A 25,924-nucleotide genomic window follows, 5' to 3' on the forward strand; every position below is an offset into this window, starting at 1 on the left:
ACATCATGACAGCCAGCCGGATAATTTCAGGGCTACTGTGAAAGTACTTGAAAGGGTCGCGCTTTGTCATGAGCAAAGGCTACGAGACCGCCCTGCCCAGCTCAATCAGAATCCTTCTGACAAGACCCTTTGCCTGAACCTGGAGCTAGCGCTTCGCGTAACCATGAGTGGCTATCCGGAACGGTCGGTTCTTGAACAAAAAAATTCTCCCCATCGTCCAGAAGCGCAGCCGCTTCTTCTTCTTTCTGCGCTTCAGCATCTCGCCCTAGTGCTTTGAGCGAAAGGATGAGTAACTTTCTGAAACCCCGAACACTTGGCTTGAGGTCAATCATCTCTCGCAGTGTGGCTATTGTGCCTTCGTAGTCTTCACCACAATACTGCGCCACGGCCATGTGCAAGCGCCGATATGACCAGTAGGGATCATTCCTCAACTCTGTTCCTTTGCGCATGGCGGCGACGGCTTTCCCAAACTCCTCTGCCAGAATGTAGGCATAACCAAGCGCAATATGCGCCTGCGGGTAATTCGGGCTCAGCTCGTAACAGCGTTTCGCATCAGACATTACTTTGTCAGGGTTTCGTTCTGTAATGCTGCGAAAGAGACATCTTGTAAAAAAGACAAAATCACTTTGCGGCATCAGTTCCACGGCGAGGTCGTGCGCTGCGACAAGCTCCTCCAGCCTATCGCCTTCGATAGCTTCGAACCGCAATTTACTGCGCATTACAACGCCAATAGCCCACATGCTCAGGCTCATGCCATCTTTTGGGTTCAGGCGTTTGGCACGGTCCATTACCGATATGCAGCGCTCTAAGTCGGGGATTGTGCACTCGTAAAAAAGACCCGCAGCTCGGGTGCGCAACTCGGAAACGCTGAGGTTCTCATCAGGGATTTCGCCGATGCGGTTGTTGTCCAAAGAATTGACAAATAGACGCAGCTTGGCATCCACCTGCGCAGCCACCTCATCACAGAAGGCGAACAGATCGGTGGCATCACCCTCGAAAACATCCGCCCAAACCGTCGACGCATCATCAAGTAGAACCAATGAAAGGTTGACGCGTGCCCGCGCGCCAGAACGGCGAAACCTGCCCCGCAGGTTATAAGTTGTTTTTTCAGCCGATCCGACAGACATGTCCCGCACTTTAATGCCTGTACGACGGGACAAACCGTAGACGATCTGTTCGTGCAGGTCTTCGGCTGCGGCAGCGTTTTCATCGTCGGCAGGTGCAGCAACCAGTTTTTCGACACCTATCGTAGGGACCTCATCCGGCCGGCTTCCGACAGCAAGTCTCTCTGGTCGCCATTGAAAACACTGGATGGGGCGCGGAATGTTTTTGAGTTTGAATGTTCCTGCATCCGAAAAGCCCTGCGTCTGCTTGGAGGAGAGTTGGTTATAGACATCTGCCGAGATCAAGACTCCACCGGGCGGGGCTTCAGTCTGCAGACGGCATGCAATGTTCACGCCTGCTCCATAGAGATCAGCTTCATCGTGGACGATGTCGCCCATGTGAATACCCATACGCAGCCGTGTTTTTGGATGCTCCGCAAGGCCGTTCTGGACTTCCAAAGCCGCCAAAACACTCGATGCAACTGATGGGTATGCAATGATCCATCCGTCCCCCATGCGTTTCAGAACTTCGCCTTCATGCCGTTCCACGATGGGCTCGAGCAACCTGTCGCGAAGCTCATGGACGAGCGCAATTGTAGCGCTTTCGTCCTGAGCCATCATCCAAGAGTAATCCGCAACGTCAGCGGCTTGAATGAATGCGAAGCGACGGGACATGAAGTTGTTTAGCTCCTATAATACTGCATTCTGCAAAACTAACCCCAGTGAACCACACTTCTCACCGAAAACTACACAGCTTTCACACAGGAGGCGAGTTTTCAGATCGCCAGGGCCATTAGCGGACAATCTGCCAGAAGGGATTTAGCTGGTTCTCATGCCATGCCGCAGGTTAGCGGCCTGATTTCAGAATGCGGAAGCTGACCCAATATGTTTTCCAGATCTTTGACTTACGAGCTATATCACCAAGCACATGAATTCATCATTTGGCAGATCGCCACTATCTGTTTAACCTTGTTACAGGGGGCGTAAGAAGTGGAGACAATCAGTTTAACATTTGAGATGGCGGTTGTCCTCGCCCTATTGGTTTTCACTATCCTATTGTTCGTTTCAGAAGTGGTTCGAATCGATTTCGCGGCTATTCTTGTTATGGTGCTGCTTGGCCTCCTAAGCCAGCTCCCGGGTCTGGCGTCACTTGCTGACGTCAGCCAGCTTTTCAATGGTCTCGCCTCCAATGCCGTGGTGTCAATAATTGCGGTGATGATCATTGGCGCAGGGTTGGATAAGACCGGTTTGATGAGCAAAGTTGCCGCCCTGATCCTGAAATATGGCGGAAACTCAGAGGGGCGGGTAGTGCCAATCATTTCAGGCACAGTGGGCGTCATTTCGTCTTTTATGCAAAACGTCGGTGCCGCTGCATTGTTTTTGCCCGTTGTTAGCCGGATATCTGTTCGCACTGAAATCCCGCTCAGCAGATTGCTGATGCCGATGGGGTTTTGCGCGATTCTTGGCGGCACGATAACTATGGTGGGTTCGTCACCGCTGATCTTGCTGAATGATTTGATCTTGACGGCCAACCAGTCTCTTCCTGGTTCCCAGCAGATGGATACCTTTGGGCTTTTTTCAGTGACGCCAGTAGGCATCGCTCTAGTTGCAACGGGGATCCTTTACTTTGTGATTTTTGGGCGTTGGGTTCTGCCAGCCACAAAGAAGGGTGGAGATGCCACTAGCGGGCGCTCCATGAAGGAATACCTCAAAGAGCTATACGGCCTTAAGACTGACATTTTCGAAATTACCATTCCTGAAGGCAACGCGGTCGTCGGAGAGACGTTTGACGACGTCATCCAGCGATACCACGTCTACATCATCGGCAGCGCTTACCAAGGGAAAACATGGTTTGCTCCGGTTATTCAAACGGAGATCACAGCGCCCTGTCGGTTGGCCGTGTTGGGCCGAAAAAAGGAAGTGCAGCACATGGCGCAGGATGCGGGTTTTATCCTGCATGAAAAATTGGATGTGTTTGCCGAGGATTACGCCCCGACCCGATCCGGTGTCGCAGAGGTGGTCATCCCGCCGGGGTCCTCCTTGATTGGGAAGTGTGCACATGACGTCGTGTTTCGTAAGACCTACGGGGCCAGCATGTTGGCCATCCATCGCGGCGAAGAAACCCTGAGCCTTGTTGCCACAGAAGATCATGAACCGACACAAATCGGCGAAGTACCCTTTCGTGCTGGCGATACATTGGTCATTCTCAGCACGTGGGAAGCGCTAACACGATTGAGCCGTGATCGAGATTTTGTAGTGGTCACAACCGATTTTCCACAAGAAGAACTGAGGCCCACAAAGGTTAGTTGGGCGCTGCTGTTCTTTGCAATTTCTCTGTTTCTAATTCTGTTCACCGATCTGCGCCTATCACTTTGTCTGCTGACGGGCGCCGTCGGGATGATCCTGACCGGCGTGCTCGATATAGACGACGCCTATGAGGCGGTCAGTTGGAGCACGGTCTTCCTGTTGGCAAGTCTCATTCCCCTTGGGCAGGCGGTACAATCGTCTGGAACGGCGGCCTGGATCGCCCAGCAGGTCCTGATTCTTCTAGATGGATGGCCACTTTGGTCCTTGCAGGCAGGGCTTGCGATTATTGCAACGATTTTCACTCTGATCATGTCAAACGTTGGTGCCACTGTTCTGTTAGTGCCGCTCGCCGTGTCAATCGCAGTTGCAGCAGGTGGAGATCCTGCGATCTTTGCACTGACTGTTGCCATATCAACCTCAAACTCGTTCCTCATACCGACCCATCAGGTCAACGCCCTCATCATGGGGCCTGCAGGCTACAAGGTAACTGATTTCATCAAGAGCGGTGGTATAATGACAATCCTATTCTTGGTTGTTTCACTATCCGTTTTGAATCTCATTGTCTGAAGCATTGAATAGGTTCGAACGTCCTACGACGAATGAACTCCCTCATTCCCACTAAAATGGCAGCTTTGCCCCGCAACTCGGTCATAGACCGCCTTAAATTCGCTGCGGTCGCAACCAATGTCTGCTTTCAGGTTGTGAAGCAAACTGGCTGCCCGCGAATATTGAAGCCCAGAGACTTCGCGGATGCAAGTTCGCCTAAATTGGGCGGACGACATTTTCTAGGGAGGCGGCCCAGTCTTCGAGATGGCTATCGTAGTAGGGTCCCTGTTCCGACTTGAACGTCACGATGCCGTCACCATCCAACACATAAAGCCGTTCTGGTTCTCCTGCATAATCCGCGTTTATTCGATTGTCTGGCCAACCAAGCACAACCGGACTCTTGAATTCGTATGCCTTTCGCCAGTCATTAGCTATTTTGGCACGGTCCTCCAAATTGATCGGCTGGGCATACATCACTGCGGCAGTTCTGTTCGATTCCGTGTTCCATCCATCTGTTGGATGCACCTCCAACACGTAGACAAAAACGAACTGAACGCGACCACAGTAGTGCTGTATCAGTTCCTTCATCCTATCTGATTGACGACGGAAAACCGGGCATGTGTAACACCCAAATATCAGCGAGACAGGAGCGCCACGAAGATCGGAAAGGTCCAGCAATCCGGAAAAAATACCTCCTTCGGCGTTCAGAGTGTGAGCGGAAAAATTGGGGGCGGATTCGCCCTCCTGTGCCAGGCACTTATCCTCTTGGTCTGCGGCCGTCCATAGGTAGTCGCGGAATGCAGATTTGCTCAAGCCCATGGTGTCTTCGAAATCGGCTTCCGAAATGCCATCCATCTGGTCCCGCATTTCAAAAGCAATTCTGCTCATAGAAACATCCTCCCCCTGACCCGCACAATAGCAGGAACCGACGCATGCTTGAAACGTAAGTATGCAGGCGACATCTGCGTACGACGCGGCATTTAGTAACCCACCGGGGGAAGCAGCCGGTTCATCCCATTAGCAGACCTGCAAGCAAGTTCAGCATCGACTTCCCAGATACATCAGTGGCATCCTCTGGTCGAAAGAAACAATGGAGTTAGCGAGATGATTGATCCGCAGGAAGTGGAGCGAATTGCTGCCGATTACACGGCCGCTTGGAACTCAAAAGAGGCACAAGCTGTCGCCTCGTTCTACGCTGAAGATGGCGAGATCATCATTAACCGCGGAGAGCCTTGGACAGGCCGCTCGCGGGTGCAGGATATGGCCGCAGGTTTCTACGCTGATGTTCCTGATCTCTCGCTGACCTGCGACGATGTGCGATGTTCTGGGAACCACGTGATCTACGTGTGGACCTTTACCGGTCACGATGCGACGACAGGTAAACCACTAAGGATACGCGGGTGGGAAGAATGGGAATTGAATGACAACTTAAAGGTTCGCGCCTCCCGTGGCTGGTTCGATGCAGACGACTACCCTCGACAGGCTGCTGGATAACGGCAACTAAGTCCGCATGTGAGACGTCCGTAACCGGCGCAGCGTACGACCGGTTTGGATTTCGGCCAATTTGTACGAGTTCAATGGCCGCTTTCGGGAAACGGTGCTGCGCCGCCGCGTCTGGTTGAGAAATTTGATTGTCGCGCGTAGGGAAGTTTCGCTGCACCAGCATCAGGCGGGAAAGTCCGCTTTGCAGTCTTAGCCCGGATTTCGGCGAACGTCCGGTCAGGTTCGAAGCGGTCATTCATAAGTGCCGATGCGCAATTTCTGGCGTGAATGGCAGCTTTTGCCAACAGCAGGCACTCGCGGGTTCAGGCTCTACGTCCGAGTTGCGGGACTCTCCGGACCTTGAGGATTTCGCACGCTGCTGACGCAGAAAGACCATGCAAGCGCAGCACCGCGTTCGCGGCGCCGCAGCAGGTTTCCCGTATCCGGCCGTTCAGCCGCGCATGTTTCGCCAAAATCCAAACTGACCATTCGCTGCATGGCGGGCGGACAGGCAAGGTGCGGACGGAGCCGCCATGCATCGTCTGCCTCTTTGGCTGGTCTTCACCCAATTGCGACATTCAGTGCCAATCATGCTATCGTTCCCCTGTATGAGGAGGAATAATGGACCGAGATATTGCACATTGGCTGAACAGTATTGGTCTTGGTAAGTACGCCGATCTCTTTATCGAAAATGACATCGACCTGTCGGCATTGCCGTACATCTCAGAAGGTGATCTCGCTGATCTGGGGATGACTATTGGTGCTCGACGGCGAATACTGGCTGCCGTTTCTGTCGACCTATCATCAGAAGCCGAGCCATCGCCTGGGACCGAAGAGAGCACGGCTGGCGGAGCTACTGCCTCTCAGGATACTGGCGCAGAGCGGCGTCAACTCACTGTAATGTTTTGCGATCTCGTCGGATCAACGGAGCTTTCGAGTCGTCTTGATCCAGAAGACCTTCGTGACGTGATGCGTCAGTACCAGGATACTGTCTCTGGTGTTGTTGCCCGCTATGGCGGATACGTGGCTAATTTCCTCGGCGATGGTATCGTTGCCTATTTTGGGTGGCCCAGAGCGGACGAAGACCAGGCTCTCCAAGCCGTCAGAGCTGGATTAGCGTCCGTTGCCGCGGTAAAGGATCTCGAGACACCCGACGGAGAAACCCTCTCTGCCCGGGTTGGTCTGGCGACAGGCACGGTCGTCGTTGGTGAGCTCGTTGGCAACAACATCCAACAGGTCGATGCCATAGTTGGCGAAACGCCCAATATGGCCGCGCGACTTCAGGCGGAGGCCGGCCCTGGAGAAGTCGTGATCGGCGGCCTAATACGTCGGCTTCTGGGTGCCAATTTCGAGATTAAGCCGCTGGGCGAACGGAACCTGCGAGGAATATCTGAGCCCGTGCCTATTTGGCGCATCGATCATGAGATTATCGGACGAAGCCGGTTTGATACGATCCATGTTGGGCAGCTGACTTCATTCGTCGGTCGCGACCACGAGCTCGGACTGTTGACTGATCGATGGGAGATGGCCACTGAAGGCGAAGGTCAGATCGTCCTGATTTCCGGTGAGGCAGGGATAGGTAAGTCGCGCCTCTGTCAGACCTTCCGAGAGCGTCTTCGAGCGGAACATCACATGACGCTTCGCTACCAGTGCTCACCCCAACATCTTAATAGCCCGCTCTACCCATCAATACAGCAGCTCATCTGGGCTGCTGGGATTGCGGCGGAAGATACGAACGACGAGAAACTCGATAAACTTGCGGCGCTCGTCTCTCAAACGGGAGATACTGATATCGATACCATGCGCCTCTTTAGCAACCTGCTTGGTCTCTCTTTTGAAAGCCGTTATGGCGCGCTGTCCATAACTCCGGCGGAAATCAAACACCGCACGCTGACTGCGCTCGCCGATCATCTCGTTCATCTGGCGAACCGCCAGCCGGTTCTCCTGATCGTCGAGGATGCACATTGGATTGACCCATCCAGTTCCGAGCTCTTCGAAATCGTCGCCAGACATATCGAGACTAGCCCAACCCTAGTCGTCATGACCCACAGACCGGAGTGGATTGCGCCTTTCGGCGGACGGTCCCACATCGCGAGCCTCCAATTGAATCGCCTCGGCCGTCGACAAGGTAGGGAAATGGTGCGCGCTGTCGTTGGCAGCGAGATCTCGGAAGATGTCGTCGACGAGATCGTAAAACGTACTGACGGTGTGCCGTTGTTTATTGAAGAAGTTACCAGTTCGCTTGGTGAGGCAGGCGCAGATACGCTACAAGTAGACATCCCAGAGACCCTTCAAGCTTCTCTCCTGGCACGACTGGACCGTCTGGGTAGGGAGGCAAAGGTGGCCGCCCAGGCCGGTGCAGTCATCGGTCGACAGTTCTCACGTGAGGCGCTTTCTCAGCTATCTGGCATTTTGGCAGAGAGCCTTACGGAGGCACTTGACCGTTTGGTTGACGCCCAGATCCTCTATCGGCTGCCAAATGAAGGCGAATTTCTCTTTAAACACGCGTTGGTTCAGGACGCCGCATACCAATCTCTTTTGCGGGCGCGTCGAAGAGAACTCCACCGCATTGCCGCCGATACGGCCGCTGGCACACTCGATCGCGAAGGTGAAGGGTCCGCGGAGGTCATTGCGCTTCACTATGCGCAGGCCGAGGCACCCTTTGAGGCCGCCGAATGGTGGATCCGGGCCGGCCAAAGATCTGCGAGAGCATCGGCGACAAAGGAGGCAATTTCGCATTTTCGTAACGCACTTAACGCCCTGGAAAAGGCACCCGTTACCAATCAGCGTCAACGCTTAGAACTTGACGCGTTGGTAGGTCTGGGCCCGCTTGTGATGGCCGCCGAGGGTGTGGGTTCGTCGGCGGCGAAAGAGGCGTACGAGCATTCAGTCCGATTAGCCGAGGCCCTGGGCGATGACCTCCAGCTCTTTCGCTCCCGTTTTGGAACATGGCATCTCAACAACGTCAAAGGCGATGCAAGAGCGGCCAAGCGCATCGCTGATGCGCTCATTCAACAGGCAGCGACTGCCGGGAGCGAGGATCTGTGCCTTCAGGCACACCACGCTTCGTGGTCGACCGCCTGGATGCGCGCGGATTTCAGACACGGCTTCGACCATATCGAGCAAGGTCGGGCACTTTACGATGAGAAGCGGCACACCGACCATAAGTTCGTCTATGGCGGGCACGATCCTGGCGTCTGCTGCCACATGTTCGCATCTTGGCATCACATGTCGACTGGAAACATCGATCTTGCTTTGGCGGAGACTGACGCGTCCTTCCGCCTTAGTAACAGACTTGAGCACCCCTACTCGACTTCTGTTGCTTATCTTGGAACTTCGATTTCAGCTAGGTTTCTTGGCCTTTGGGATAGCTTGGACCGCTACAATCGAGACGGAATTGATCTATGCGTAGCCCACGGCTTGAAGTCTTGGCTACCGGTCCTCCAACTTTCCGCCGCGACACTTCGCGTGCATAAAGGTGACGATAGCGCTGCCATTGACGGGTTAGCGTCGATCAGAGAGGCACATGAAATGTGGACCGGAGCAGGTGCTGGGACATTCCTGCCTTGGTTCCATTACGAAAGCGCTTGCGGTTGCCTCAAGTTAGGCCAACTCGACGAAGCAGCCGATGCTGTCGAGCGCGCGAAACGCCAGTGTGAGGTCAATGACGAACGCTGGCTTGAGCCAGAGATACTACGGATTGAGGCTCAGCTGCTTGAGAGGTTAGGCCAAGAAGTTGAGGTGGTAAATGAGGCTTATGGCAAAGCATCGAAGCGAGCACTGGAGTTGGGCGCAAAGCTAGCTGGCTTTCAAATTTCTCTCGATCATACGCGCTTACTAGCAAAAATCGGCGCAACAGACCGAGCGCTGAGCGTCCTTGGCGAAGACTGGGACATTGTCGACACGGAGGGCCGTCTCAACGTCCAGAGGATGCGTCATGCACTTCGCAACGAGCTTCTCACTCAATAGAACACTGCCACGATAGATCTGCTATCAAGCACATTTGGCGAAAAGCGACCCTTCAACAACTCAAGGCTAGCGTCTGCTCAGGGCTCAGACCACGATTTCGCCGCCTGTAGCGCGAACTTCGGCTCCTGAATTGCGAACGACCGCGCATTGATCGAGACAACGCAAAATCAAAGGTTTGGCCCGATTTAGAGATGGCCGGTTCCGTTCGGTCATCACCAAGAGCCCTGCTGCACGGGCATTGGGCAGCTTCGAGCCCGGAGCAGACGGAAAGAACCCGCATGTCGGGTGCTTCGAAACTGTGCTATGTTAACTGCCAAGATAGGAGGGGCTCAAATGACTGATGCAAAAGCTATTTCAGATCACTGGGGCAAGGGAGACGTATATTCCCGAATTTTAGACACGATGGAATTCGCAGGCATCGACCCCAACTCTGTCACAGTCGAACAACTCGCGCCTGTGGATCATTTTCATGCGAGAGGGTTCCCTGCGACCGTTGAACTTGCAGATGCGTTACCGATCAAAGAATGTGATCGACTTGTCGACATCGGCTGTGGGCTCGGCGGTCCCGCTAGGTATCTGGCAAAACGGTTCAACTGCCATGTTGACGGTATCGACATAACGGCACCATTCGTGGACGCGGCCAACAAACTGAGTGTGCTCGTCGGGATGGAAGATGCCGTGGAGTGCCAACACGGAGATGGCCAAAAACTTCCCTATGGTGATGAAACTTTCGACGGCGGCTACACGCAGCACGTTACTATGAACGTGCCCGATCGAAACGTTTTCTTCGGCGAAGCCTTCCGAGTGCTCAAGCCCGGTGCATTCTTTGCGCTTACCGAGCACGGTCTGGGAGAAGTAGGCGAGCCACATCATCCGGTGCCCTGGTCAGAAGACGGAAGTGGCGCCTACCTGATGCGACCCGCCGATACAGTTGCCGCGCTGGAAAAGGCCGGTTTCGCCGACATCAAGTTCACCGCTACGGGGGAAAAATACATACAGGGCTATAGACGCGCTATCGAACTTGCCGAGAAAGGTGAGGCACCGGTATTTGGCACTCATATCCTATTGGGTAAATTGGCTCCACAGATTGTGCGAAACGCTGCACGAAACATCGAAGAACGCCGAACCCACCCCGTGCAGATAATCTGCTTCAAGCCCAACTAGGTTGGCAGATAACCGGTGTCTGCAGGGGTCGCCCTGGTCCACTCAGCAGACCCTCGGACTGAGCGCGGCTGCTGGTTCGAAGGAGCCCGAACCAGTTGAAAAGAAAACACTCAATTTTCCCCCTCTCGAAGGAATGTTTCCGTGTCTCTTCTGAATGCGGCGGCCTTCTCCAGAAGCCACTCCCTGCTGACGGGCACAAAGCTGGAAAAACCAAACTTTGGTTCGATTATCTTTATTGGCTGAAGCGTAAATGGTGCCCCACGCTTTAGACCCAGAGGCTCAACGGAGGAAGAGCTATTTCCTGATCTCCTCCATGTCGCCGAGTAACTTTATTTTTGGCTCAGAAAACTCAGAACCTCGTCCGCGCGCCCAACTGTGTCTCTGTAGCCCAGCTCGATAAGTTCACCGACGTATGCTGGCTCGAACATCAGATAGCTTTCCAGTCGGCCATCATGGTGCCAAGCGCCAACTGTCTTCATCAGGACGCGAATGGTGCGCGGCAAATCATCCGCATGGGGGCGGGCTAACTCCCGCAGGTCTTTCGAAGGGGCAAGCAGAAGAGAGGAGATCGGACGCAGCTTTGATTTAATCCGCGCTTGATCAGGCATGAGCGTGAGCGTTTCATTGATCCGCAACATCCGCTCATAGTCCGCTTCGAGGTTGTCGTTGAACAGGATATCAAGTGCGTGGCCAGCAATATCGCCGAATGTCGGCGGCTCTTTAGGTACATCTTCCACCAGAGTTTGACGCAATGGATCACGCGTTCCGATGACCAAGACCCTGTTGGCACCAGTTCGGATAGCTGGCGAAAGAGGTGACGTTGATCTGAGCGATCCGTCACCGAAATATTCGCCGTCGATTTCAACCGGGGCAAAGGCAAATGACAATGCTGATGAAGCTAGAAGATGCATCGGGCCCACTTGCGAGCGCCTACCCTTTCGACGAGCACGTTGCCATTCGGGGATGCCCTCGGCGCCTTCGAAGAAAGTAACAGCAACACCCTGACTGTAGCTTGACGCAGTAATACAAAGCGCATGAAGCACACCACTTGATATCGCCCGCTCTAACCTGGAACGCTTGAATTCGCTTTCAAGAAGCCGGCGAAGAGGCGCGTAGTCGAGCAAGCCACCCGTTGCGCGCAAGCCGGCGAACCCAAACATAAGGCCCCCTGCCCAGCGGGTGCTGCTAAGAAGAACTTTGAGCGCATGGGTCTCGTAAATGGAAGAACATCGCAATCCACACCAGAGCGATTCCAGATGCTGGGTGGCCACCTGGAAGTCCTGCGCCATGACGGCAATCGGAGCTGCATTAATTGCGCCTGCCGATGCCCCGCAAACGATTTGGAATGGAGACTGTCGAGTTCCGCAGATCTCAGCAACTGCTTTGAGAACGCCAACCTGATAAGCGCCTCGCGCGCCTCCGCCCTGAAGAACCAGGGCAGTTCGGTCGTGCTCCGCGCTCTGCTCAATCATCCTGCGATCCCTTGTCATTATACAGGCGCCAAATGGCACACATGTCTTCGGCAGTTCCTAATGATGATAAGAGTATGCGAAGAATTCTGACGATCAGAAAGAGCCTACAGCAGCGCAGCTGAATTATGCGATAACTTCAGAGCGACAACACGCTCGTTTGGCTCGGAGCCGTCGATCGCTGCGTTCCCCACAAGTGTCCGCTCCTCCGGAACGAACTGCTGAACCGAGAGATCTTCTACTCCCTCAGAGAAGCCCAGATCATCATCGAGGGCTGGAGGAAACACTACAACACCAAGAGGTCACACAGCGCACTCGGATATCGACCACCGGCACCAGAAACCATCGTTCCAGTGGACCAAAAGCCGACCATGCACTAACACTCAAACCGGATCAGTCAGACTAGGCCAGCCAGTCGGTCAGAACCCTGACCGAAGAAGCCCCGGACCTCATTCTGAACCTTGTGCTCACGATCAGCACTTGGGCCAAGTCCGGAGAAACACCCGCCCCCTTCCCATCCCGGGCGGCCGCGAACCAACCTCATGCGCCGTTTCGTGGAACCAAGATCGGACGAAAAGGCCCCTGCCCTGCGGCTCGGGCCGCAAATACAAGCGCTGCTGCGGGAGTAATTGGGGCACCATTGAGGTCATGCACTAAATTGAGATCCAAGCGATAGCTCGGATGTAGCCGTATTCGGCCCAGAGCGGACCTTCAGCTGGCTACCCGTCGCTGCGGCGCAACCTCCCCAAACCGGCCATCGGTCGAGGACGCAGCATTCTTGTAATTTGGACGATCGGCTAGCGAACTGCACTCCTTCAAGCACCATCCCACCGTCTCAACATCCAGTACCACTGTTCTGGGTCCGCCATGATCCGCCTAGACAGACTGTCGTTGAAAGCACGCGTCATTTCGATGCTGTCGGTATGGGGGATTGGAGCTTCGAACTCTACGCGGAATGTGTTTCCATCACCAATGCGGGTGCCAAATGCAGGGATCATGGGCAGATCGTATTTTAATGCGAGCTGGGCCGCCGAGAGAGATGTGAGCGCGTCATGCCCGAGAAACGGTATCCGTACACCTTCTGAATATTTTTCATCCAGCAAAATTGAAATGATGCCGCCATTCCGTAAATGCCGCACAAGGGCTCTGGTTCCGACACGGCCGGTCGCCAAAATCGGCTTCCCCCCTGCCTCGATCCCGGTACGAATGCGGCGCTCGTAATGGCGGTTCTTGTGCGGCCGATACACAGCTCCGCTTTCGAGCCCATTCATTTTGATCACGGCGCGAACAGCTTCCCACTGTCCGAAATGGCCGGAAACAACGATCGCTCCCTTGCCAGCCCTTTGAGCCTCTTTCAGAGCATCAAGGCCAGGACCGGAGGCCCTGAACTTGTGGTGTTGGGTCTGAAATTCAGCATCGTGATAGATCTCGAACAGAGTTCTACCCATATGCCAGCCCATATCTTGGCCAAGCTTGGCGCGGGTACTGCGCTTCATATCGGGAAAGACCCGTTTGGCTTCGCGGTCAAATCGGCTCCTTGCTGGGGGGAACCAACGCATGACGGCTCTGAATGTCGTTCCCAATCCACCAGAACGAGAGTCAAAGGAGCGCCACCTCACAGCGGTCAGCGCCGACCACAGTGGGAAGTATCTCGCGTGCTGTAGAACTGATTTCAACGATGCAGAGAGCATTGTTCTCTATGACTGGTTCCAGCGGCAATACCAACCGAAAACGATAGAGCGCATCACACCGGTTCGTTTGAGTCGCGGCTTGTTTGAACGGGTTCTTACCTTTCCCGTGGCACCACAGCGCAACCCAAACGTCGCTTCGGGAGTCTAAAGTCCCTCCCGGCTCTTTGCAGACATTACATTCGCTTTCAATCGCTGCGGCGCAGCTTCCCCAGAGCAGACGTTGGTCGGGAATGCAGCATTGAGCCCCAAAAGATGACCGCACTGCGGACGATGCTGCCGTTCGCTGCATCGCGGAGGGCAAGAACGGTATGAACAACGGTTGCGCGACCAAAACTGGAGTTTCCGGCAACGTTTTTTTTCAGCCATGAAACTGCGTACTCGAAACTCAGTTTGCGCGGCAGGAGATTTAGCTTTTTCGGCACGTCGGCATTGCGCGTGATTTTCTGTCGCTTCCAGCAGACTTCATGCAGTTTCAGGCATCTCTTTCGCATGTTCACCAAGCAGGGGCGCTTGAGAATTTTCCTTTTTGAGAGCGCCTTCGCTGCGAAATCCAGGCATGAGAGCCGTTGGTTCTTCCGGAACATTCAAGCCTGGGGTCTTGTTGTACAACTCTGTCAAAAACTCGTGAAGATCGCGAACACGCGCGGCTGCAACGCCCCCTGCAATGAGAGCTCGTTCGAACTCGGCTGCTTCCAGTTTTAGAATTTCTGCTGACAATTCAGAGCCAAGTTCGGGGCTGGCAAGGTTGAATAAAAAATCATTTTCGGACAATCCGCCTGGCAGATACGGCGGCAGTGCCAAGTCTGGTCGGCCCACTATGCTGCACAATATTCGAAACTGACCCATTGTATTGGCAGCGATTGACACATGACCATCAGCGGTTTCGAAGGTGCTCGCGCCTGGACTGCCAACAAATCCTCGATTGCCCACACGGGGAGGCGCGGCGTTTGTCGCGATTGTCTGCGCATAGACGGTTGCCATCAGCAGCATCGCGCTGTCGACCATGGATACATCTATCTCGATATCCGATGTGTCGCCTTTTGCGCGGCGCAACAAAGCCGCCAGAATTGCAGTGGCTGCCGACATGCCAGTTGCCGTATCGACGACCGGGAAACCGACTTTGACCGGTGGGCCCTCTGAGCCCTGCATTGCCATCATTCCCGTGGCGGCTTGGATGACATGATCGTAGGCCGGTAGGGTAGACAGTTCTCCGGTTTGCCCCCAGCCCGAGATGGAGCAGTAAATCACATCGGGGCGAACGCGCCGAATATCACCTGCTGATAAGCCGAGGCGCTTGGCGACGCCGGGTCTGAAGTTTTCCACGAACACGTGGCAGGACTTGGCCAACGCGAGCAGATGATCTCGATCTTTTGCAGCTTTCAGGTCCAACACGACCGATTTCTTTCCAGCGTTCAGGGCACGGAATGCGGGTGGTACTCCTTTTTGGTCTGGTTGCGTACGGATCGCACGCATGCCGTCACCTTCCCCCCGGCGTTCGACTTTGATCACCTCGGCCCCCATCATGCATAATTGATGAGTTGCCAACGGACCCGCGATGACGTGGGTCAGATCAAGCACTCTCACGCCTTCAAGTGGCAAGTGCGAAACGGAGTTAGTAGTGCTCGTCATTCAATGAACCTTTGTAAATCCTCATCGATTTCATCCATACGCCTGTCCAGTTTGGCCAGCAGCGCGCTTAACGTGTCCCGCTCGTCTTTGCTGAGAGCGTCATGAACGGCGACGCGGCGGCGATGCATGCTTGGTCGCATGCGCTCGTAGATTATGCTTCCCTCCTGGCTAAGTGATAGCTTGCTGGCTCTGCGATCCTTAGGGTCAGGAGTGCTTTGCAAAAGGCCCTTGCTCAGCATCGTTTTTACTGTTCGGCTGATCAAAGAGTCGTCGGCTTGCAGATACCTTGCGATTTCTGCGGCCGTGCCGGGTCCATAGGTCGCCAGCAGCATCAAGACCCTCCACTCCGACAGCGGTGGACCCGACAATTCCCGCAGAACCCTCGAAGCCTGAGATGCATGTCTCTGACTGAGCCGGGATATTTTGAACGTCACAGACTCCTGAAGGGGCTCATTCGTGTCGAACGGTTTTGGGTTCTTTTGCTCCATAGGTGATCCTTCGCTTAAGAGTTCAATACGACCAAATACCGGACATGTCCAGTAAAAGGTTGACATGTCCGGTTTATTGCTGTTACCGCTCCAACATGGAGATTTTGGGAGGAACTACCATGAAGAAATTTCTCGCCCTAGGGGCAATTGCGCTTGGGTATTCCATCGCGGCGACGGCGAGCCTCGCTGAAGACTGGACGCCGCCGGGGCCAATCACAATGCACATCGCGTTCCCGCCCGGGGGCGGCACAGACAGCCAGGCACGATTGATCGCGGAAGAATTGGAAAACCGTTACGGGTGGACGATCACGCCCCAGAACACGCCCGGCAAATCGGGGCTTATCATGGCCAAGGAAATGCAGGGGGCCCCAGTAGATGGCACCGTCTTTGGTTTGGGTATTTCAGAAGCGTTGGACTACGGCATGGCCGACGGAGCCGCAGGCATGACACCGGATGATGTAACGCCGATTGTCACCACGACGCTGGCGGAAGTTGCCTTCGTCGTACCCGCCTCGAAGGGATGGAAAAGCTTCGATGATTTTGTCGCGGCGGCTAAGTCCGGTGAGCCTTTGAGAGTTGGTGCCATTACCCCAAAGATCGCTGATGTGACCTATCTGATGGGTAAAGAAGCTGGCATCGAAATGAACATCACGATGGTCAAAGGCGGGCGCGGGATGTTGAACGCGCTATATGCTGGCGATCTTGATGCCGGATTTGTCGCCGGGGCTCATTCAAAGGGTGTCAAAGCTGGCGAATTGGTAGAGCTTGTTTCGGGCATGTCACGTAAGCTGAGCCTGACACCGGACGCACCGCTATTGGCCGATCTGGGCGTGCCGTACAACCTTGATATCTATTTCATGTATTTCGGGCCAAAGGACATGGACAGCGCGGCTCAGGCCAAATTGGCCCAATCGATTTCGGAGATCGTGTTGGACGAGACCACGAAGGCGGGGGCGCTGCTTAAAGCGAATTTCGGAGGAGGCGAGGCCATTTCGGGTGAGGCGCTCCAAGCCTTTATCGACAGTAGCTTTGTATCCGCCAAGGAACTGATGCAGGCGGCTTCCGAGTAGCTTTTGCCTCTGGGTCGTGCCAGTTCGTCTTGGCGCGGCCAACAGCCTTGTGAGGAAGGCCGGATGTACCGACTGAACATCTATATCGGGAGTGGCGCGGTGCTTTTGGCGCTCGTCGGTTTATTCCTCTGGATTCCTCAGGACACAGGCACCGGCCTGATCGTCCGCGTCCGTCGGCAAGTCAGCATCGGGGACGCACTTGCACCGACGATTGCCTTCACCCTGATGGCGATTGGCGGTGCGCTTTTGCTGATCGAGCGGCGAAAGCACAGTTCCACCGGCGTGACGTTGGCGCCGTTCTTGCATACGGGCGCACTTGTTGCTGTCATCATCCTGGGTCTTTTGTTGATGCGGCATGCAGGCCCGGGCTTTCTGCTCGTTGCCGAATGGTTAGGCGCCACAGACACAGAGTACCGCCTGTTACGAGAAACCTTCCCATGGAAATACATCGGTTATTTCCTTGGAGGCGTAACAATTATTGGTGGAATGGCTTCTTTGTCCGCTGGACGCTTGCAGGCCCGTACGGTCCTGATTGCTGGCATAGTGACAATAGGCTTGGTTGCGCTCGTCGATGTGCCATTTGATGATCTTTTGCTGCCGCCCAACGGTGATTATTGATGCAGCCGCTGGACTACATCATAGCCGGAATGCAGGCGGTCATTTTTGGCCCGGCCGCTTTTGAACTGCTCGGTGTTCCAATCCCGCTGACGCTGGTGATGGTCTTTGCTGGCGTGGTCACAGGCATCTTGGTTGGCGCAACGCCTGGTCTGGCCGGGCCGATGGCGATGGCGATTTCCCTGCCGATCCTGATTTCGTTCTTTGGATACAATGTCGAAGCCTTGCTGCCAGTTTTGGGGTTTCTGATCGGCATCATGAAAGGGGCGACGCTCGGAGGGGCAGTTCCAGCCATTCTGTTCAACACCCCCGGGACACCGGATGCCTATATGACCACATTGGATGGCTACCCTCTGACGAAGCAGGGCCAGTCCCGCAAGGCATTGAAGGTCGCACATCTATCCTCCGTGTCCGGTGACACGTTTTCCGACATTGCGCTTTTCGTGTGCGCGCCATTCGTTGCCTTGATGGTTGAGCGGCATCTGGATTTTCCCGAGAAGACCGCGCTTCTGATCCTGTCGCTCAGCTTTATTGCGGCAGTTATCGGCGGCTCTCCAGGCAAAGGGCTGATTTCGGTGGCATTGGGATTGATTGCTGTTTTCATCGGCGGTGGCGAAGACTTTTACCCACGCCTGTCTTTGGGAACCGACGCTTTGGCGGGCGGGTTTTCAATCATGACAGCAATTCTGGGAGTACTGATCGTCGGCGCAGTCTTGAAAGAATACGAAGACCTTTGGCACAGAAGCAATCTGTCTGGAGCGCGTGAACGGATTGTCGATCACGGAGACCAGCGCTTAACACGCGCGGAAGTCCTGCGCATTGCACCCTACATTGGCCAGTCGTCAATCGTGGGTACGCTTATTGGCGCACTTCCCGGCATTGGAACGACGCTGGCAGCGGCGCTCGGTTACCAACTGGGGCGCGTACGAAATGAACGCCGCCGCCCAGAAGGAGCGCCCGCCTTTGGGGAAGGGGCCATCGAGGGTGTGGCCGCGACTGAGGCGGCGAACAGTTCCGTATCCGGATCGAACTTGATCCCGGTTCTCGGCTTGGGCATCCCCGGAAATGCGGCGGCCGTCTTTATCATTCTCGCCACGGATTCCATCGGAGGCTTCACCCCGGGACCTTCGGTGTTTCGTTTCAGCGAAAACGTCGTGAATACCGAGCTTGTCTTGGTTTTCGGATTGTTCACTGCGATGCTGTTTGCCAACCTCGTCAACTGGACGTTTGGCGGGGCGTTCATGCGGGCCGCGACGGTCATGGTAAGGGTGCCTAAACGCACCTTGCTGCCTGTCGTGTTGCTTCTGACCTTTACTGCCGTCTATGCCCAGGAACCAAGCATGGCGTCGCTCTGGTTTACCTTAAGCTTCGGAATTTTGGGCTATCTGATGCGCAAGGTAGATATGTCCCCTCTGCCTTTTGTGATTGCTTTCGTTTTGGGGGGAAGCCTTGAGAACAGCGCGCGACAGGCATTCTCGGCCACGGGCGGAGATCCTTATTTCCTGTTTTCCAGCTGGATCTCGATCTTTTTTCTGGCGGGGTCCGTTGTGACTGTTGTGCTCGCACTGCGGCAGAAACAGACCGACAGCACGCAGGCATAACATAGATGCCTATGCTGGGCCCGATGAGGCAAGCGCTTTCAAATCCGCCAAAACTTACCATGCCACTCAAAAGGTTGTCCCGAACGAGTCCAAATAGACGCGAGGAATCTTCCCTAGCTTTAAAGAAAATTCGCACAGATGCCTTTGGACCAGTCCGTAGTACAATCCAATTAGGCTGATTGTGTTGAAAAACTCCGATTTTGACGAAAACCGCTAAAAAAGTGGCCCATAGAAAGCCAGTCGAAAAATTCGGCGAGGGGGTCTGCCAAAACGCTGACTTGGCAATGTGAGAGAGCCTCAAGGCTTACGCTGGCCGTTTGGTACGGACTTGGATGATTCAATAGATTCTAGCGGAAAATTCTGATGGTCGAATTTTCGAGTTTTTCAACACAATCAGCTCAAAGTTGCCCTTCGCTGCGGCGCGGCTGCTGTAGTCTGATTAATCGTCCGCTTTGGGCTCGGAGCGGCCTTCCGCTCCGCAGAAGGAATCTTCAATCCGCTAACATTTGAATGTCGGCAATCGACTTTGATCCAGTCACACTATGCGCTTGCAGCTAATGTCGGCAAGCCGCCGATTTTGTGGAAAAACAACGTGTTGCGAGCGCAGAAAGTGATGTGCTGAACTGAGCGCGCGTGCCTTTCTGATCAGGCTTTGCGCGTTTGCTGCGGTGCAGGAAAGATCTTTGCCAGTTTGCGAAGGTTTTGGGCTGTGGCGGCGAGCAGGAATTCGTCATTTGCGCCGCATGGGCCGCGTAATCGGAGCCTTCCCAGCCCGAGGATGCGTTTGAGGTGAGCGAAGAGCATCTCGACCTTCTTCCTGAGCTTCATTGAGATGTCGTACTGGCGGGTCTTGGCGATGTCGCGGGCAACCTGTCGGGCGTCTTCGTGTTCTTCGCGGGTGATCTTGCGCGCATCGGCATTGGGGCAGCATTTGGCCTTGGATGGACAGACCTGACAGACCTCTTTCAGAGCACGGTATCGTGCGGTCCCTTTTCCGGTCGGTCCTCTGTTTGGGTCGGAATAATTGCGACGGAACTGCTTGAGTTCCTGCCCCTCGGGGCAAATGTATTGATCGTTCTCGGCATCCCATTCAAAGTCTGCCCGGGTCCACGTCCCATCATTGCGACCGGACTTGTCGAAGACTGGGATATGTGGTGCGATCTTGCGGTCGACCAGCCAGCCCAGCATTGGCCCCGTGCCGTAGGCCGTGTCCGCGATCAGGCGTTCGGGATGCAGATCAAACTTGTCCTTCACACGCTTCAGCATCGTTTTTGTTGATCCGACCTCGGCCTGCCGGATTGAGCGCGTGGCTTCGACATCAACAATGACGCCGTGATCCGTGTCGATCAAATAGTTGTCGGAATAGCTAAAGAAAGCAGGGCCTTTGCGTGCCGCCGTCCATTGGCTGGCCGGATCAGAATGGGAAGTGAACTTCGGCTGCACCTCGCTCGCCGCTCCAAACGCTGCTTCATCCAGCGTGTCGAGATACTCGCGAACCGCGCGGGGTGCATCTGTCGGATCGATGCTTGTCGTGTCCCATTCTTCCTTCGGCGTCGAGTTCTGCTTGTTCGCGTCCGCCTCGATCAGGCTGGCATCAATGGCCATGCGCTGGCCGCTGACGAGGCCTTCCGCGATGCACCGCGCCACCGTCGTCTCGAACAGATGGCGGAGCAGTTCGCTGTCGCGGAAACGCCCATGCCGGTTCTTCGAAAAGGTAGAGTGGTCAGGAACGCGGCCGCTCAGATCGAGGCGGCAGAACCAGCGATAGGCGAGGTTCAGATGGACCTCTTCACAAAGCCACCGTTCGGATCGGATGCCGAAGCAATACCCAACCAGCAGCATGCGGATCAGCAGTTCAGGATCAACTGAAGGACGGCCCGTGTGGCTGTAGAACTCTGCAAGATGCGTCCGAATACTGCTCAGATCTACGAACCGATCAATCGACCGCAACAGATGATCTTGAGGTACGTGGTCCTCCAGCGAGAACTCGTAAAACAGTGCCGCCTGCGCTTCTTGCTTCGGTCCCAACATCGCTAATCCTCCCACTCAGTGGACGAATTGAATCAGCACTTCAGGCCTCGATCAAGGAAGAGTTTTTCAACAAAATACGCCCGAAGCAGACATTACAAGGCTGCCATATGTGCGTGCGAAGCAAATGGGCCGCCACTGTTGAACGGAACGACCCGCTACGCCGTATCCACGAAAGCAGCCGTTGGTTCCGCCCGCCGCTTATTTCATGATCAATGTGACCGATCTGCAGGGCCTCGCCGCCGTTTTTCGAGTTCCTCGGGTGGCCGCAGATAGTTCAGGGCTGTAGTTCACATCCAACGCTTCGAATGGAAGGCAACCTATGATCTAGCGGCCTGAGCGGTTGACACCGTGTGATAGGGTACCTCAGTCTTCTCCAAACCAAAATGCGCAACCGAACCAGAGACCAGACCTATGCAGATGACTTCCATGCTCAGACGGGCCGCTCAAATCAATCCAAACGGGATTGCGACGATTTTTGAGGACCGGAAAACCAGTTGGAGCCAGATGTTGGACCGGGTCGCGCGACTGGCCGGAGCTTTGCAGGGGCTGGGCATGGAGCCCGGGGATCGGGTGGCTTTGTTGTCACTGAATTCAGATCGGTTCATCGAATATTTCTTTGCGACAGTCTGGGGCGGTGGAGCAATGATGCCAATGAATATCCGCTGGGCCGCTGCGGAATGCGCTTATGCACTTAACGATGCAGGCGCCGAGATATTAATCGTGGACGAAGCATTCAAAGACGTAGCCGCAGAGATCAAGCCGCATGTTGGCGGCCTGAAAACGCTGATATATTGCGGAGATGGAGAGACGCCGGAAGGGATGCTGAATTACGAAGATATCCTGGCGGCTGCGTGCCCTGCAAAGGATGCGGGGCGTAGTGGCGATGATTTGGCGGGCATCTTCTATACTGGCGGCACAACCGGGTTCCCTAAGGGTGTGATGCTGTCACATACCAATTTTTATGTCGGCGGTATCTCGAACGCGCATGAGCTGAATATGAAAGACGGGACTATCTATTTGCATGCGGCACCGATGTTCCACATTGCAGATCTGATCTGGTTCAGCGCTATCACCTTTATGGCAGGTACCCATGTCGTGATCCCGATGTTCACGCCCGACAGCGTTCTGGCGGCGATCGAAAAACATCGACCCAGCCAGACCCTGCTTGTGCCCGTGATGCTTCAGATGGTCTTGCAGAGCGACAAGCTGGCCGAGACGGATATTTCTTCGCTGACTCAAATCGCCTATGGCGCGTCACCGATTACAGAAGCAGTCCTAATCGAGGCGTTTGAGAAGTTCCCCAATGTGTCGTTCCTGCAGGCTTTCGGTCAAACGGAGCTGAGTCCTGTGGCTACAATCCTGCCCGCCGAATATCACGTGTTGGACGGTCCCAATGCAGGCAAGCTTCGGGCCGCAGGGCGCGCCACTCGGGTATGTGAAATCCGCGTTGTGGATGAAGATTGCGCTGAAGTGCCGCGCGGCGAGGTCGGGCAGATTGCCGTCAAGGGACCGATCACGATGCTGGGGTACTGGAACAAACCCGAAGTCACCGCAGATACGATCCGGGATGGCTGGGTCCTAACTGGAGATGCCGGTTACATGGACGACGATGGATTTATCTTTTTGATGGACCGCGTGAAGGACATGATCGTCTCAGGTGGCGAAAACGTCTATTCAGCCGAGGTGGAAAACGCGCTCAGCCGGCATCCGGCAGTGGCCACCAGTGCCGTGATTGGCATTCCGAGCGATGAATGGGGGGAAAGCGTGCATGCCATTGTTATCCTGCATCCGGACGCAGAAGCGACGGCGGCGGAGTTACAGGCGCATTGCCACGAAATGATCGCTGGCTACAAATGCCCTCGGAGCATCGAATTCCGGGCGGATCCGTTCCCTCTGTCAGGGGCTAACAAAGTGCTAAAGACCGAGCTTCGCAAACCCTATTGGGAAGGGAGGGAGCGTCAGATTTCCTAAGGTCTTCGAACCGTTTTTGGCACACGCTGCGGCTACTGTCGTCCTGTACGTGCTGTGCGCTTTTCTGCTTGGGCAATAACTGCCGCTGCACAAATCCACTTTGCCCGCAGTCTGTGATTTGACGATTTCAGATTTCCTGCAAACGGCCTGAATTGCCGAAATCGCCCCTGGGATGCAGCAGTAATTTCGCCGTGGCGCGGCAAGTTTTCACGCAGCAAGCCCGCGCAGCGTGAATATTGGATTAACGAATGGGCTCAAGGCGGAGAGCTGAGTAAACACGACAGATGTATGTTTTTGCCGCAATTGCTGGTCATTCATAGGCGCCAGATTAAGCAGAAGGTCGTTGATCTTTTTTGCGCGTCCCGATCCGTTCCTTTGTCTGTAGCCCATGCCTGTAGTTTGGATGCGTCTTGCCCGGTAGCGCCCCCCGCGGCGGGTATGCGTCAGCCATCCCACGATATCGGTTGCGCCAGCAGTAGGAGGTGTGCTCAGAATCGGCGATTGCCACTTCGACGCTTATAGTGTTCGATATAAGCCTGTGGGGCCGAGGTGTTTTTCCGTCCATCTCGCCTGGTCTCCGACCCGAAAGCATCTTTGCATTCTGATACCGAAACCAGGAGAAATCGACATGAGCACCACCGGCAAGCAACTATTCACTACGCTAGAAAGCGATGGCACGCTCACCGTGGCGATCGAGGACGTGACCTTTCCCGATCCTACCGGGAATCAAGTCCTTGTGAAAATGGAGGCGGCACCGATCAATCCGTCGGATCTCGCTATTCTTGCTGGTGCGGCCGATCTCGAAAGCGCCGATTATTCGCCTGGTAAATACGTCGCCAGCATGCCCGAGCCGTTTAATACGGGGTCCAAGGCGCGTCACGGGCTGAAACTGCCCGCCGGCAATGAAGGAGCGGGCACTGTCGTCGCAACGGGTGACGGCGACATGGCCAAGGCGCTGATGGGGCAGCGCGTCGCCTGTGTGCCGGGCAATGCCTACAGCCAGTATTGTATCGCGGATGCCGCCATGTGCCTGCCACTGGGCGATTATTCGGCCGAGGATGGAGCGAGCGCCTTCGTCAATCCGATGACCGCGCTGGGGTTCGTTGAAAATGCAAAAATGGATGGGCAAAGCGCGATCTTGCATACGGTCGGGGCATCCAATCTAGGCCAGATGCTGACCCGGATCTGCAACGAAGACGGCATGGGGCTGGTCAATATCGTGCGGAAACAGGGCCAGGTCGAATTGCTCAAGCAGCTTGGCTCCACCCATATCGTCAATTCATCGGATGACGATTTCATGCACCAACTCCGGTCCGCAATCGACGACACTGACGCCTTCTACGGGTTCGATCCGATCGGCGGGGGAAAATCGGTCGACAGTGTCTTCAAAGCGATGGAGCAGGTCGCGGTTGGCAAGATGACCGAGTATTCGCGCTATGGTTCCAACCAGCAAAAGCGCATGTTCATCTACGGACGTCTTGACACTGGTCCGACAATCTTGTCGCCGAGTTACGGCTTTGGCTGGACCCTGTCAGGCTGGCTCCTGTTCCCCTTCATTCAATCGGTCGGAATGGAAACCGTGGGACGGATGCGCAAGCGTGTACTCGAGAACCTGACAACGACCTTCGCCAGCCATTACAAGAAAAGGGTCGATCTCGAGGAGATGCTGACCAAGGAAGCCGTGACTGATTATCGCGCAATGAAGACAGGCGAGAAATACCTTGTCATGCCTTGGAAATGAGGGTCCCGTGCCAAGTTATGTGACGCCGGCTCGGGTGTCCGGCGGTGTGCGGGACAAGCCGTGAGCCATCCTTCTTCGTCCCGTTCAGTCCATCTCAACCCGCTCATAGCGTGAGGTTTTCAGACGTTCCCTAACCTCTGGCGACAGAGGCTATCCAGACAGGTCACCCGTAACTCAAACCCGTAACTTGGACACAAGGGGTATGAAAATCGCGGCGGTCTCAACGAACGGCGGCTTTTGTTTCTAAGGCGCGGCTGATGTTTTCGGGTGATGAGGTTGCTGCTGCGAGCGTCGGTAGCGGACCATGTCCGCTTAGGACTAGACGTAGAAGTCAATTCCGCTCGTCACGAGCGTCCGCTGTCCTGCGATAGCTACCGACGCCCTTGCAGAGTGTTCAATTGCATCGGGGAAAATGACGCAGCCTTTCATCAAGAGTGGCTTTTGACGCCATCAAGGCATTGGAATATAAATAAATTTCTGACGCGTTCTAAGGAAACCATTTCTTGGTAATCTTATACGTTCTACAGAAAAAAATCTGTGCGTGTGTCAGGATTTTTGGGATGGCAAATGGCCAGCTCTGAGAGATTGCCCCCCTCCCCCTCATTCTTTTGCCTCAGCGGTTACCGAATGCCTGGCAACGGGTATTCGGAGAGGCTTCGACACGCCGAACAATCTTGGATTCGCGGATATCAAGAGGGGATTCATAAGTCGCGTACAGGCGCACGCAGCGTTCGCCGTGGCTTTTGAACACCCGCCCGCACTTGAGAATACCGCAGATTATCAGCAAGTTATCGACCATATGCGAACATATCTCGCATTCTCAGAAGGCTAGCGAGCCGCAAGTGCTGCAGCGCAGCGTTGCCGGGTGAGATGAATGACATGGTGTGTTTGCGGCGGTCGCTCTCCGGAGGTTAACGAGGTTCTATAGTATCGGCCTCACAAAACCAGCCGTAAAGGAGAACGACCATGACCCATTATGTAGGTCTCGACGTGTCCGTCAAATCCGTATCGATCTGCGTGGTTGATGCCGCGGGATCGGTACTCGCC

At 54.9% G+C, this 25,924-nt stretch carries 19 protein-coding genes and 1 pseudogene; 12 read left to right on the forward strand and 8 right to left on the reverse strand.

Annotated features, from left to right (window positions below; all coding sequences use genetic code 11):
• Window positions 1–101: 101 nt before the first annotated feature.
• Complete coding sequence (locus GV827_RS21515) at window positions 102–1,778, reverse strand: adenylate/guanylate cyclase domain-containing protein (RefSeq protein ID WP_164356078.1); 1,677 nt, start codon at window positions 1,776–1,778, stop codon at window positions 102–104.
• A gap of 315 nt (window positions 1,779–2,093) precedes the next feature.
• Between GV827_RS21515 and GV827_RS21520 the strand changes: the two genes are divergently transcribed.
• Complete coding sequence (locus tag GV827_RS21520) at window positions 2,094–3,977, forward strand: SLC13 family permease (protein WP_164356080.1); 1,884 nt, start codon at window positions 2,094–2,096, stop codon at window positions 3,975–3,977.
• A gap of 195 nt (window positions 3,978–4,172) precedes the next feature.
• Here GV827_RS21520 and GV827_RS21525 read toward each other — a convergent pair whose 3' ends face one another.
• Entirely contained in the window at window positions 4,173–4,907 is a 735-nt protein-coding gene (locus tag GV827_RS21525) for a deiodinase-like protein (protein ID WP_164356112.1), read from the reverse strand.
• 153 nt (window positions 4,908–5,060) lie between these two features.
• On the opposite strand from GV827_RS21525, the gene GV827_RS21530 reads away from it, so the two are divergent.
• The 3 genes from GV827_RS21530 (at window position 5,061) to GV827_RS21540 (ending at window position 10,571) form a co-directional block, all read left to right on the forward strand.
• A complete protein-coding gene (locus tag GV827_RS21530; RefSeq protein WP_164356083.1) occupies window positions 5,061–5,450 on the forward strand; it encodes a nuclear transport factor 2 family protein in 390 nt (129 codons plus the stop codon).
• Window positions 5,451–6,059: 609 nt separating this feature from the next.
• Window positions 6,060–9,407 (forward strand): AAA family ATPase, encoded by a 3,348-nt coding sequence (locus GV827_RS21535; protein ID WP_164356084.1) that lies wholly within the window; start codon window positions 6,060–6,062, stop codon window positions 9,405–9,407.
• Between the two features lie 333 nt (window positions 9,408–9,740).
• Window positions 9,741–10,571, forward strand: a complete 831-nt coding sequence (locus tag GV827_RS21540) for a class I SAM-dependent methyltransferase (RefSeq protein WP_164356087.1) — start codon at window positions 9,741–9,743, stop codon at window positions 10,569–10,571.
• A gap of 329 nt (window positions 10,572–10,900) precedes the next feature.
• Here GV827_RS21540 and GV827_RS21545 read toward each other — a convergent pair whose 3' ends face one another.
• Complete coding sequence (locus GV827_RS21545; RefSeq protein ID WP_164356089.1) at window positions 10,901–12,043, reverse strand: patatin-like phospholipase family protein; 1,143 nt, start codon at window positions 12,041–12,043, stop codon at window positions 10,901–10,903.
• A 203-nt stretch (window positions 12,044–12,246) separates the two neighbouring features.
• Here GV827_RS21545 and GV827_RS21550 point away from each other — a divergent pair.
• Window positions 12,247–12,420: pseudogene (locus tag GV827_RS21550) on the forward strand (integrase core domain-containing protein); the annotation flags it as partial.
• Between the two features lie 100 nt (window positions 12,421–12,520).
• On the forward strand, window positions 12,521–12,697 hold the full coding sequence (locus GV827_RS24155; RefSeq protein WP_164356091.1) for an SEC-C metal-binding domain-containing protein: 177 nt from the start codon (window positions 12,521–12,523) through the stop codon (window positions 12,695–12,697).
• A gap of 158 nt (window positions 12,698–12,855) precedes the next feature.
• Here GV827_RS24155 and GV827_RS21560 read toward each other — a convergent pair whose 3' ends face one another.
• A complete protein-coding gene (locus GV827_RS21560; protein WP_235930641.1) occupies window positions 12,856–13,623 on the reverse strand; it encodes a lysophospholipid acyltransferase family protein in 768 nt (255 codons plus the stop codon).
• Between GV827_RS21560 and GV827_RS23770 the strand changes: the two genes are divergently transcribed.
• Window positions 13,598–13,879 (forward strand): hypothetical protein, encoded by a 282-nt coding sequence (locus tag GV827_RS23770; RefSeq protein WP_235930645.1) that lies wholly within the window; start codon window positions 13,598–13,600, stop codon window positions 13,877–13,879. The two genes, GV827_RS21560 and GV827_RS23770, sit on opposite strands and share 26 nt — an antisense overlap.
• Before the next feature lie 37 nt (window positions 13,880–13,916).
• Here GV827_RS23770 and GV827_RS21565 read toward each other — a convergent pair whose 3' ends face one another.
• From GV827_RS21565 to GV827_RS21575, 3 genes are read right to left on the reverse strand one after another with little or no spacing between them, the layout of a single operon-like run.
• Complete coding sequence (locus GV827_RS21565) at window positions 13,917–14,228, reverse strand: hypothetical protein (RefSeq protein ID WP_164356076.1); 312 nt, start codon at window positions 14,226–14,228, stop codon at window positions 13,917–13,919.
• Window positions 14,194–15,309 (reverse strand): CaiB/BaiF CoA transferase family protein, encoded by a 1,116-nt coding sequence (locus GV827_RS21570; RefSeq protein ID WP_164356095.1) that lies wholly within the window; start codon window positions 15,307–15,309, stop codon window positions 14,194–14,196. Before GV827_RS21570 ends, GV827_RS21565 begins: the two co-directional genes overlap by 35 nt.
• Window positions 15,310–15,356: 47 nt before the next feature.
• The gene (locus GV827_RS21575) at window positions 15,357–15,914 is read right to left on the reverse strand and encodes a MarR family winged helix-turn-helix transcriptional regulator (RefSeq protein ID WP_328823198.1); all 558 of its coding nucleotides are present in this window, start codon (window positions 15,912–15,914) and stop codon (window positions 15,357–15,359) included.
• A 53-nt stretch (window positions 15,915–15,967) separates the two neighbouring features.
• Here GV827_RS21575 and GV827_RS21580 point away from each other — a divergent pair, with 53 nt between their 5' ends.
• The 3 genes from GV827_RS21580 (at window position 15,968) to GV827_RS21590 (ending at window position 19,134) form a co-directional block, all read left to right on the forward strand.
• Window positions 15,968–16,918, forward strand: coding sequence for a Bug family tripartite tricarboxylate transporter substrate binding protein (locus GV827_RS21580; RefSeq protein WP_164356099.1), 951 nt, complete (start codon window positions 15,968–15,970; stop codon window positions 16,916–16,918).
• Window positions 16,919–17,017: 99 nt separating this feature from the next.
• A complete protein-coding gene (locus tag GV827_RS21585; RefSeq protein ID WP_164356101.1) occupies window positions 17,018–17,536 on the forward strand; it encodes a hypothetical protein in 519 nt (172 codons plus the stop codon).
• On the forward strand, window positions 17,536–19,134 hold the full coding sequence (locus tag GV827_RS21590) for a tripartite tricarboxylate transporter permease (protein ID WP_164356103.1): 1,599 nt from the start codon (window positions 17,536–17,538) through the stop codon (window positions 19,132–19,134). Before GV827_RS21585 ends, GV827_RS21590 begins: the two co-directional genes overlap by 1 nt.
• Window positions 19,135–19,779: 645 nt before the next feature.
• Here GV827_RS21590 and GV827_RS21595 read toward each other — a convergent pair.
• On the reverse strand, window positions 19,780–21,165 hold the full coding sequence (locus GV827_RS21595) for an IS1182 family transposase (protein WP_164356105.1): 1,386 nt from the start codon (window positions 21,163–21,165) through the stop codon (window positions 19,780–19,782).
• A 411-nt stretch (window positions 21,166–21,576) separates the two neighbouring features.
• Here GV827_RS21595 and GV827_RS21600 point away from each other — a divergent pair, with 411 nt between their 5' ends.
• Together GV827_RS21600 and GV827_RS21605 are read left to right on the forward strand one after the other, a co-directional pair.
• Window positions 21,577–23,136 (forward strand): long-chain-fatty-acid--CoA ligase, encoded by a 1,560-nt coding sequence (locus GV827_RS21600; protein ID WP_164356107.1) that lies wholly within the window; start codon window positions 21,577–21,579, stop codon window positions 23,134–23,136.
• Between the two features lie 628 nt (window positions 23,137–23,764).
• The gene (locus tag GV827_RS21605; RefSeq protein WP_164356110.1) at window positions 23,765–24,877 is read left to right on the forward strand and encodes a zinc-binding dehydrogenase; all 1,113 of its coding nucleotides are present in this window, start codon (window positions 23,765–23,767) and stop codon (window positions 24,875–24,877) included.
• Window positions 24,878–25,924: the final 1,047 nt, after the last annotated feature.

Origin of the sequence: Sulfitobacter sediminilitoris, from assembly GCF_010667575.1 — a bacterium.
GTDB lineage: Bacteria > Pseudomonadota > Alphaproteobacteria > Rhodobacterales > Rhodobacteraceae > Sulfitobacter > Sulfitobacter sediminilitoris.